9 protein-coding genes and 1 riboswitch are annotated in these 9,875 nt (G+C 59.6%); all 9 genes read left to right on the top strand.

Features of this window, described 5'->3' with window-relative positions; all coding sequences use genetic code 11:
* The coding region (locus A9Z00_RS11865) for a transposase (RefSeq protein ID WP_296973011.1) at positions 1-242 on the top strand (242 nt) is incomplete at its 5' end.
* A 287-nt stretch (positions 243-529) separates the two neighbouring features.
* Positions 530-2,254, top strand: coding sequence for an extracellular solute-binding protein (locus A9Z00_RS11860; protein ID WP_296977563.1), 1,725 nt, complete (start codon positions 530-532; stop codon positions 2,252-2,254).
* A 142-nt stretch (positions 2,255-2,396) separates the two neighbouring features.
* A complete protein-coding gene (locus A9Z00_RS11855; protein WP_296977560.1) occupies positions 2,397-3,365 on the top strand; it encodes an ABC transporter permease in 969 nt (322 codons plus the stop codon).
* A gap of 25 nt (positions 3,366-3,390) precedes the next feature.
* Positions 3,391-4,314, top strand: coding sequence for a carbohydrate ABC transporter permease (locus tag A9Z00_RS11850; protein ID WP_483316304.1), 924 nt, complete (start codon positions 3,391-3,393; stop codon positions 4,312-4,314).
* A gap of 204 nt (positions 4,315-4,518) precedes the next feature.
* The gene (locus tag A9Z00_RS11845) at positions 4,519-5,511 is read left to right on the top strand and encodes a small ribosomal subunit Rsm22 family protein (protein ID WP_296977555.1); all 993 of its coding nucleotides are present in this window, start codon (positions 4,519-4,521) and stop codon (positions 5,509-5,511) included.
* A 326-nt stretch (positions 5,512-5,837) separates the two neighbouring features.
* Positions 5,838-6,230, top strand: a complete 393-nt coding sequence (locus A9Z00_RS11840) for a cupredoxin domain-containing protein (RefSeq protein WP_296977552.1) — start codon at positions 5,838-5,840, stop codon at positions 6,228-6,230.
* Between the two features lie 342 nt (positions 6,231-6,572).
* Entirely contained in the window at positions 6,573-7,040 is a 468-nt protein-coding gene (locus tag A9Z00_RS11835) for a cytochrome c oxidase subunit II (protein WP_296977549.1), read from the top strand.
* A 50-nt stretch (positions 7,041-7,090) separates the two neighbouring features.
* Positions 7,091-8,761, top strand: coding sequence for a b(o/a)3-type cytochrome-c oxidase subunit 1 (locus tag A9Z00_RS11830; RefSeq protein WP_296977565.1), 1,671 nt, complete (start codon positions 7,091-7,093; stop codon positions 8,759-8,761).
* A gap of 291 nt (positions 8,762-9,052) precedes the next feature.
* Positions 9,053-9,148: riboswitch (cyclic di-GMP riboswitch) on the top strand.
* A 16-nt stretch (positions 9,149-9,164) separates the two neighbouring features.
* Positions 9,165-9,587, top strand: a complete 423-nt coding sequence (locus A9Z00_RS11825; RefSeq protein WP_296977547.1) for a DUF4279 domain-containing protein — start codon at positions 9,165-9,167, stop codon at positions 9,585-9,587.
* The last annotated feature ends 288 nt before the right edge of the window (positions 9,588-9,875 follow it).

The raw sequence follows: 9,875 nt of genomic DNA, 5'->3' as shown, positions 1-9,875 counted from the left end.
CCAACGAGCTGGATTTGCTGATCAAAATGCTGGCTTACAACCTCTATGAGCGGTTCAAGCGGGACTATTGCGAACCCGTTCATTGGGGCTATACGATCGCCAGGTTTCGGCTGGAGTTCTTCCATTGGGCGGCGACGATCGTTCGGCACAGCCGGAAGCTCATCCTGAAACTGGCTCACGACTTTCCATACCGCCATGCGTGGAAGCGAATCGAAGCGCGGCTGGCGACCATGTCAGGTTAGAGATTCCCACAATTTTACATGGAAAACCAAAAGCCCCTTGCGGTGGGGGAGGGGGGAGGAATACCTTTCAACGCTGACGGGGAGTTGTCTGGCTGGGAACTTCCCTGTTATTTACAGGGTGTTATGCGCTAACATCTCGTGATTTTACCGAAACAATGGGCTTTCGAAATTTAGGTTAAATTTTCTTAGCATCTCCTTTAGTTTGATGGGTAAACAAAGATCGGGAAGGAACGCTATACTGAAAGTGCTTACAATATGATATATGAAGGAAAGGGGTACTGAAGAGAGTGACGAGAAGAAGATGGCTTACTGCCGCACTGTCCCTCGTCATGGTGCTGGCCCTCGTCCTGACGGCCTGCTCGGGCAAGAAGTCGAACAACTCGGGCGGCTCGGATTCGGGTTCCGCCAACCAGGGACAGCAAAACTCGTCGAACACGAATGACAGCGGATCGGCACCGCAGGACACGGTGACCTTCTCCATGTTCGTCGCGGTGCAAGGCGAGAAAGACTTCACGCTGAGCGAATCGAAAATCGGCAAAATGATCGTCGACGCGACGGGTGTCGACTGGAAAGTCGAGTATCTGGTCGGCGACATGCAGACGAAGATCGGCACGATGATCATCTCCGGCGATTATCCGGACGCGCTCGTACCGGACGACGGGATCGAGCAGGTCATCGAAGCCGGCGGGTTCATCGACCTGACGAAGTATATCGAAAGCGACGAATATCCGAACGTCAAGAAAGTGTACGGGCCGTACAAGGAGAAGATGAAATGGTCCGACGGCAAGATCTACATCCTGCCGTTCAGCGTGGTCATGAATGAATTCGTCCCCGACCCGAACATCGGTCAGGGCGCTTTCTGGATGCAACGCCGCGTGCTGGAGTGGGCCGGTTTCCCGAAGATCAAGACGGTGGACCAGTTCTTCCAGGTCATCGAGGATTTCATGAAGGCCCATCCGGACGAAGATCTGATCGGTTTCATCTCCCTCACGGACGGTTGGCGGTTCTTCGCCACGACGAACGTGCCGAACCATCTCGCCGGCTATCCGAACGACGGCGAAGTCATGGTCGACATGAACACGCATGAGGCGAAGATCTACGCCGGCACCGAGTGGGAGTACCGGTGGTTCAAGAAGCTGAACGAGATCAACGCGAAGGGCATGTTCGACAAGGCGTCCTTCACGGACAACTACGACCAGTACATCGCAAAGCTGACGTCGCACAAGGTGCTCGGCTTCTTCGATTACGGCTGGCAGTTCATGAACGCGCAGGAAGTGCTCCTCGACGCCGCAAGGGTGAATCCGGAGGAGGATCAATATCGCTACTTCCCGCTGCCCGTCGTATTCGATGAAAACATCAAGGACCAGTATCTCGATCCGCCGGGCTTCGTCGCGAACCGCGGCTGGGGCATCACGGTCAACGCGAAGGATCCGGACCGGATCATGAAGTTCATCGATTACCTGCTCGAGGAAGATGTCCAGAAGCTCGTCAAATGGGGCATCGAAGGCGAGACGTACCTGGTGGACGAGAACGGCCGCATGTACCGGACGCAGGAAATGGTCGACATGATGACGCAGCAATTCCGCGAAGAATACGGGTTCACCGCCTTCGACTGGGATTGGCCGCACTATGGCAATGATTCGTCGTTCTCCGACGGCAATGCCGTGGACGCGAATCGTCAGCCGGAAGTGTTCCAGCTGTCCCTGTCCGAAGCGGACAAGAAGTTCCTGGACGCTTACGGAGTCAAGACGTACTCGGAGCTGTTCTCGAAACCGGATGATCGTCCGTGGTACCCGGCATGGGGGATCCCGCGGGACGAAGAACGGACGCTCTTCGAGACGCAGAAGGCCGAACTGCAACGGGAATACCTGCCGAAGCTCGTCTTCGCGAAGGCCGAAGAGTACGACGCGATCTGGGAAGAGTATGTCCAGAAGCTGAACAAACTTGACGTCAAGGGCTACGAACAATGGTATACCGAAAAGATTAGAGAAGCGGTCGCCAACTCGCAATAAGTCCCATAAGCGCACAACGCTTGCCTGACCGCCGTAAAGGCCGGATGAATCGCTTCACGCCGACCAATCCGGCCTTTCTTTCGTCCTTTAACAGGTGCGTGATCCAAGGCTGGTGGTTCGCCTTGCAAGGAGAGAAGCCGATATGGATAGCAAACTCATGCATGTGGACACGTCTACTCCCTTGTCGCTCCAACCGAGGGGTGTGAAGAGATTTTTCAGGCTGCTCTGGAAACAACGGGCGCTCGTCCTGATGTCCGTACCGTTCGTCATCTGGCTGTTCGTGTTCCGGTACGTGCCGATCTGGGGATGGGTGATCGCGTTCCAGAATTTCAAGCCGGGCAAGCCGTTCACCGAGCAGCAATGGGCCGGCCTCAAGCATTTCGCATACATGTTCAATGACGAACGCTTCTGGCTTACGCTGCGCAACACGTTCGTCATGAGCGGGATCAACCTGGTGCTCGGATTTCTGACGGCGATCACGCTCGCTTTGATGCTCAACGAAGTGCGCCACATCGTTTTCAAGCGCGTCGTGCAGACCGTCAGTTACCTGCCCCACTTCCTCTCCTGGGTGGTGGCGGCGGGCATCGTCCGGGCGATCCTGGACCCGGACGGCATCATCAACGAGATTCTGCTGCGCCTGGGGCTGATCGACGAGAAGCTGCTCTTCCTCGGGGTCGGCGAATGGTTCTGGCCCATCTACGGCGCTGTCATCGTCTGGAAAGAGGTCGGCTGGAACACGATCATCTATTTGGCTGCCATGACGATGATCGATCCCTCGCTGTACGAAGCGGCCGAGATGGACGGCGCGGGCCGGTTCCGGAAAATGTGGCACATCACGCTGCCCGGCATCCGTCCGGTCATCACGGTGCTGCTCATCATGAACATCGGGTACCTGCTCGAATCCGGCTTCGAACCGCAATACCTGCTCGGCAACGGCCTGAACATGAGGTACTCGGAAAACCTGGACATCTACGTGCTGCGATACGGGATCGAGCAGTTCAACTATCCGTTGTCCGTGGCGGCCAGCGTATTCAAGACCGTGGTCAGCTTCGTCCTGCTGTTCACCGCCAACAACATCGCAAAACGTCTCGGCGAGACCAGGTTGTACTGAGGGGGTGGGCGTCAAAATGGCCGAAATGACAATCAAGGAGACGAATCACAGACGGACCGGGTATCGCCAGTCGCTCGGCGATCGCATTTTCGATGTGGTCAACTACACGCTGCTCGTGCTGCTCATGATCGTGACGCTCTACCCGTACCTGAACACGCTCGCCGTGTCGTTCAACGACGCGAAGGACTCCATCCGCGGGGGGATTTACCTCTGGCCGCGCATATGGACGCTGGAGAACTACAAGTTCGTCTTCGAGAACGCGTCCATCGTCCAGGCCACGTGGATCTCCGTGCTGCGCACCGTGATCGGCACCGTGCTGACCGTGTTCTGCTCCGCGATGGTCGCCTACACGATCAGCCGGCCGGAATACGTGCTGCGCAAGTTCGTCACCATCGCATTCATCCTGACGATGTACATCAACGGCGGCTTGATCCCGAACTATCTGCTGATCCGCGAACTCGGGCTGATCGGCAGCTTCTGGGTCTACATCTGGCCCGGCCTGATCGGCGTATTCAACCTGATCGTCATCCGCTCGTTCATCGAGAACCTGCCGGACAACATCCTGGAATCGGCGAAGATCGACGGCGCCGGCGATTTCCGCACGTTCTTCAGCATCTGCCTGCCGCTCAGCACGCCGGTGCTGGCGACGGTCGCGCTGTTCACGGGCGTCTGGCAATGGAACTCGTGGTTCGACGTGTTCCTGTACAACTCGAGCTACGAGCATCTGAGCACGCTGCAGTATGAGCTGCAGAAGACGCTCCAGTTCTCGAACGCCACCACCAAGGCCGTGGACTTCTCGGCCATGCAGGCGCGAAGCTCCAGTCAGGTGACGCCGGTCGCGATCCGCGCGACGATGACGATTGTCGCGTCCGTGCCGATCATCATGGTGTATCCGTTCCTGCAGAAGTATTTCGTCAAAGGCATGATGGTGGGCGGCGTAAAGGAATGACCGCTTTCGGCAAATCCATGCTTCCATTCGGGAGCATTGTATTGTATAATTTTAACAATGCTGCAGCCGGCCTGTTGCGGAGCCATCCGGGGCCGGCTTTTCATGCTTGCGAAAGTGCCGGATGAAGCGGTTCGTCCTTGTCGGCGTGCAGCTGCCGATCGCGGGCGCGTTGCTGCCTTGACACGACACCGGAGGAAAACCGACATGGAACTGCCGTTGCAACTGAGATTGACCGTCGAGCGACATGTTCAGGGCATGGACCAGGCGAAGCTGAAGCGGGATTTCAGGGCGCTGAGTGAGCGCTACCGGACCGGCGGCGGCCGGGGGCGGAAGCTCCTCACGGAGGACGCCGAAGCGGCATCGTACGCGATCGCGCGCATGCCCGCGACGTACGGTGCCGTCGTGACCGCGCTGAAGCACGCGCTGGAGCGGACGCCGGTCAGGCCGGCGACGCTGCTCGACTGCGGCGCGGGGACGGGCGCCGCCTCCTGGGCGGCCTGCACGCTGCTCGATCTTGGCGCCGTCACCTGCCTGGAGCGGGAGCCGGCAATGATCCGGCTCGGGCGCAGCCTGGCGGCGGAGGCGCCTCCGCCGCTGCGGGATGCCGTGTGGCTTCGGCGCGACCTTGCAAAGGACGAGATTCCGGAGCGGGCCGATCTTGTCATCGCCTCCTACGTGCTGAACGAGATGAGCGAACCGGAACGGGACAGGGCGGTCGTGAAATTGTGGAACGCGGCGGAGCGGATGCTGCTCATCGTCGAGCCGGGAACGCCGGCCGCCTGGCGCGATCTGATGGCGCTGCGCGACCGGCTGCTCGCGCTCGGCGCCCGTATCGCCGCGCCGTGCCCGCACGAATCGGCGTGCCCGATGGGCGAGGGCGACTGGTGCCATTTCCGCTGCCGCATTCCGCGCAGCCGTCTGCACAAGCGGCTGAAGGACGGGGACGCGCCCTACGAGGACGAGAAATTCTCCTATCTCGCCGTGACGCGCGAACCCGCCGTTCGGGCGGAGGCGCGGATCATCCGCCATCCGCGGACCGACAAGGGACGGATCTCCCTGGAGCTGTGCGCGCGGGACGGCCTGCGCCGCCTCGAGGCGCACAAGAAGGACGGCGAACGCTACAAGCGGGCGCGCAAGGCTGACTGGGGAGACGCGTTCGCCTTGCCGGAAGTCGTCACCGGGGAGGACGGCCCGTGAAGCGGATCGGCCGCCGCGCATCCGATGCGTCTCTACCCGAACGGCGACGAAGTGTACAACGCCAGCGCGGTATTCGAAGCCGTCGGCGTCGCCGGCGAAGTCCGTGAACGACGGCGAGGGGCTCGAGCTCGGCCGGTTCCGCCCGGATCGCCCGATGCCGAACCTCAACCCGACGGCCCGGGAGATGTTGCGCAAGGCCGGTTATGTAACAGAACGTTCATGAATTCGCGATCCGGATGTGATTTTTGTCACACTTGCGCCTCCCTTCCGAATCTACAATGGGATCAGTTTCGGGAAACAACAACATGGCAGGGGAGTGCGGAGAGATGAAAAAATGGATGCTGACGTTGTGCCTCGCGGTCTGCGCGTCCATGATCCTGACGGCCTGCGGCGGCGGCAACGATTCGAAAGGCGGCGGAAATGCGTCCGGATCCGACGCGTCCGCTTCGACGGGCGAGAAGAAGACGTTCACGATCAAGGCGACGAACTGGAATTTCGAACCGGCGGAGATCCGCGTGAACCAGGGGGATACCGTCGAGATCAAGCTCGTCAACGAGGAAGGCTACCACGAAATCGAGATCAAGGGTTACAACAAGACGATCAAGGGCGATCAGACGATCACGTTCACGGCCGACAAGGCGGGCGAGTTCGATTTCATCTGTTCCGTCTTCTGCGGCACCGGCCACGATGACATGATCGGCAAGCTGATCGTTGAATAAGCGAACTAGCCGAATCTGCCGACCGGTGACGGACGGGTGCGTTCCGTGCGGAGCGCGCCCGTCCTTTTATTGTCCCAAAATTCCGACGAATTGTAACAAAAACGACGAAATTGACGCGGGCCGGTGTGACAATTCTCACAATGACCCGCTGCCCCGACCGCTAAACTTACGGGTAAAAACGCGAGGAAAGGGTGAACCGTATGTCCCGGGACCGGGTCGAGAGAGAGAAGCACCATTCGCTCAAGGGCGCACTGACGTCCGTCCTTCTGCTCGCCGGCATCATTTCCCTGTCTTGGTTGGGGGTTTACCTCATTTATATCAACAGGTAGGAGGTAACAGAACATGCACATTCACCGTCTGGAGAAGATCTGGCTGATCATCGGCGTCGCGATGCTGGTCATCTTCCTCGGCGTGCTCGGCATCGGGGCGTTCGCGATGGGCATGCAGCCGCCGACCGGTGATCACCGGATCGATCCGGAGAAGGTCAGCGAGACCTATCCATTCAACAATCCCGGTCTGGAGCAGGTCGGCGAGAATGAATACAACGCTTACATGATCGCCTATGCATTCGGCTTCACGCCTTCGAAGATGGAGATTCCGGTCGGCGCCAAGGTGCACTTCCAGGTGACGAGCCCGGACGTGGTGCACGGCTTCCAGATTACCGGCACGACGGTCAACCTGATGGCCATTCCGGGAGAAGTCAACCACTACACGTACACGTTCGACAAGCCGGGCGAATATCTGGTGCTGTGCAATGAATACTGCGGAGCGGGCCATGAATTCATGGCGACGACCATCATCGTGAAATGAGATACGCAAAACCGACACGGAGAGGATGATCGAGCGTGACTGCAACCGCAATGGCGGCGTCCCCGGCCGACAACCGGCCGTTTGACGCCAGGGACGGCAAGCTCGTGATCGCCCACCTGCTGGTGGCGTTCACCGCCCTGCTCATCGGCGGCGTCGCGGGGCTTCTGCAGGGGCTGGTCCGCGGCGGCATGATCAAGCTGCCGTCCGAGCTTGGCTACTATCAAATTCTGACCGCGCACGGCGTGCTGATGGCACTCATCTTCACGACCTTCTTCATCATCGGCTTTCTGTACGCCGGCGTCAGCAAGACGATGGGCGGCAGGCTCATCGGCATCACGAGCCGCCTCGGATGGGCCGGATTCGTGCTGATGACGATCGGCACGATCCTCGGCACGATCATGATTCTGGCGAACGAGGCGACGGTGCTCTACACGTTCTACGCGCCGCTCAAGGCAAATCCGTTCTTCTATATCGCGCTGGTGTTCGTCGTCGTCGGCAGCTGGCTCAGCGGCTACGGCATTTTCGCGCAATACCGCTACTGGCGCAGGACGAACAAGGGCCAGATCAGCCCGCTGTTCGGCTTCATGGCCGTCTCGACGATGCTGCTCTGGCAGATCGCCACGATCGGCGTCGCGATCACGGTGCTGTTCCAGTTCATTCCCTGGTCGTTCGGCTGGGTCGAGAAGATCAACATCATGATCAGCCGGACGCTGTTCTGGTACTTCGGCCACCCGCTGGTCTATTTCTGGCTGATGCCGGCCTACATGTGCTGGTACATCTGCATACCGAGGATCATCGGGGGCAAAATATTCAGCGATTCGATGGCGCGGATGGCGTTCGTGCTGTTCATCGTGCTCTCGGTTCCCGTCGGCTTCCACCATCAATTGATGGAACCCGGCATCGCGCCGATCTGGAAATATATCCAGGTTGTCCTGACGTTCGCGGTCGTCGTGCCGTCCCTCATGACCGCGTTCGCGATGTTCGCGACGTTCGAGCAGACCGGCCGTGCGAAGGGCGCACGCGGGCTGTTCGGCTGGCTGAAGAAGCTGCCCTGGGGTGACGTCCGGTTCTTCGCGCCGTTCATGGGCATGCTCATCTTCATCCCGGCCGGCGCGGGCGGCATCATCAACGCGTCGAACCAGATGAACGCGATCGTGCACAACACGCTGTGGGTGACGGGCCACTTCCACCTGACCGTCGCGACGACCGTCGCGCTGACGTTCTTCGGCGTCGCCTACTGGCTCATCCCGCACGTGCTGGGCAGACAGCTTACGCCGAAGGTGAACCGGCTCGGCATTCTCCAGACCGTCATCTGGATCATCGGGATGGCCTTCATGTCGTCCGCGATGCACGCGTCCGGCCTGATGGGCGCACCGCGTCGCACCGCGTACGCGACGTACGGCGACCATCCGGATGCCGCATCCTGGATCCCTTCCTACGTGGTGATGGCGATCGGCGGCACGGTCCTGTTCATCGGCGTCTGCCTGATGTTCTACAACGTGATCGCGCTCTTGCGCGCGCCGAAGGGCGACGAGAAGACCGTCGCCGAGTTCCCGATCGGCGAGGCCTCGGAAGAATCCGGGCCGACGCCGAGATGGCTCGAGCGCTGGGGTGTGTGGGTCGGTCTCGTCGTGGTGCTGGTGCTGTTCGCGTACACGGTTCCGTTTGCCGACATGCTGATCAATCCGTCGCCCGGCTCGAAGCCCTGGGTGACGTGGTAAGAAAGCTTGACGTTCAAGTTGGCGTCCGTTCCGCCTTGTGGCGGGGCGGGCGCTTTTTTGATCGGTCGGAGGAGCGCACGCGTCATTCCAACCGCCTGACGGTTGACGGCCGAGCGTGCTTTTCATGTTTCGGATGCGGCACCGGAATAGGCGGCAAGACGGGGTTCAAGGTCTTTATTCGCGATATTAATAGGCATTAAGACCCAAATATCAATTGAATGTCGCGCAAATCTTGATCTTCCGGCGCGTCGTGACGATATACATACCAGACGGGATCTTCGGATCACCGGACGCGAACAAGGGCAAACCCGCACGAAAGTCGGGGGCGCAAAGCCACGGGTCTAAAGCGCGGGTTTCGATCCGCGCCATGACAGCCGGGCTGCTCGATCGGTGGTGGTGAAGAATGGGACATGCCGTTGCACAGGCCTATCATACGGGCCATGCGAGCCTGATCATCCGGGGAGAGGCGCTCGATTTCGAAGAGATCACGCGAAGATTGAATGTGGATCCGGCCGGAATCTTGCGGAAGGGCGGCAAGGTGCCGGTCGGCGGCCGGAAGGTGTCCACGGACTTCTGGATGTATCGGGTGCGGATGCCCGGCGACGATCCCGTCGACGCGCTCGGGCAGCTGCTTGCGGAGCTGGAACCGCACGTCGACTACATCCGGCAATTGGCCGATGGCGGGTGCGACGTGTGCCTCAGGCTCCATTACCAGTCCGAACTGGGGCAAATCTATTTCGAGATTCCCGTCGAACTGCAATCGCTGATCGCCCGGTTCGGCGTCCGCCTCGAATTTTCAATCCTGTCGTGGGGCGGGACGGTATAGGCGACGCACGGTCACCTCGCGCGGGTATCGGCCCGGCGGGGTTTTTTTGTGTCCGCAACGGGAAGCGCGGGAAGATATTCCTCTCCCGAATCCGTGATCATCAATTGATGAAAATGCGGGAAAAAGCAGGCAAATACACCCCCGAAGGCGAATGACATAAACAAGATAACATTCACCTGCGGGGTGTCATATGAAAATCAAGTTCGTTCGCTCCAAGGAACTTATCCTTTCCACCCATGCCGGTCTGGCAACCGTAGGGGCATTGCTTGCACATACCAGATTAGCCAA

Source organism: Thermobacillus sp. ZCTH02-B1 (genome assembly GCF_002159085.1).
Lineage (GTDB): Bacteria > Bacillota > Bacilli > Paenibacillales > Paenibacillaceae > Thermobacillus.
This window is presented reverse-complemented; position numbering and strand designations above follow the sequence as displayed.

Excerpts from the sequence above, each read along its gene's own strand:
- A9Z00_RS11855 (WP_296977560.1), top strand. The coding sequence starts at position 2,397 with ATGGATAGCAAACTCATGCATGTGGACACGTCTACTCCCTTGTCGCTC.
- A9Z00_RS11850 (WP_483316304.1), top strand. The coding sequence starts at position 3,391 with ATGACAATCAAGGAGACGAATCACAGACGGACCGGGTATCGCCAGTCG.
- A9Z00_RS11845 (WP_296977555.1), top strand. The coding sequence starts at position 4,519 with ATGGAACTGCCGTTGCAACTGAGATTGACCGTCGAGCGACATGTTCAG.
- A9Z00_RS11840 (WP_296977552.1), top strand. The coding sequence starts at position 5,838 with ATGAAAAAATGGATGCTGACGTTGTGCCTCGCGGTCTGCGCGTCCATG.
- A9Z00_RS11835 (WP_296977549.1), top strand. The coding sequence starts at position 6,573 with ATGCACATTCACCGTCTGGAGAAGATCTGGCTGATCATCGGCGTCGCG.
- A9Z00_RS11830 (WP_296977565.1), top strand. The coding sequence starts at position 7,091 with ATGGCGGCGTCCCCGGCCGACAACCGGCCGTTTGACGCCAGGGACGGC.
- A9Z00_RS11825 (WP_296977547.1), top strand. The coding sequence starts at position 9,165 with ATGGGACATGCCGTTGCACAGGCCTATCATACGGGCCATGCGAGCCTG.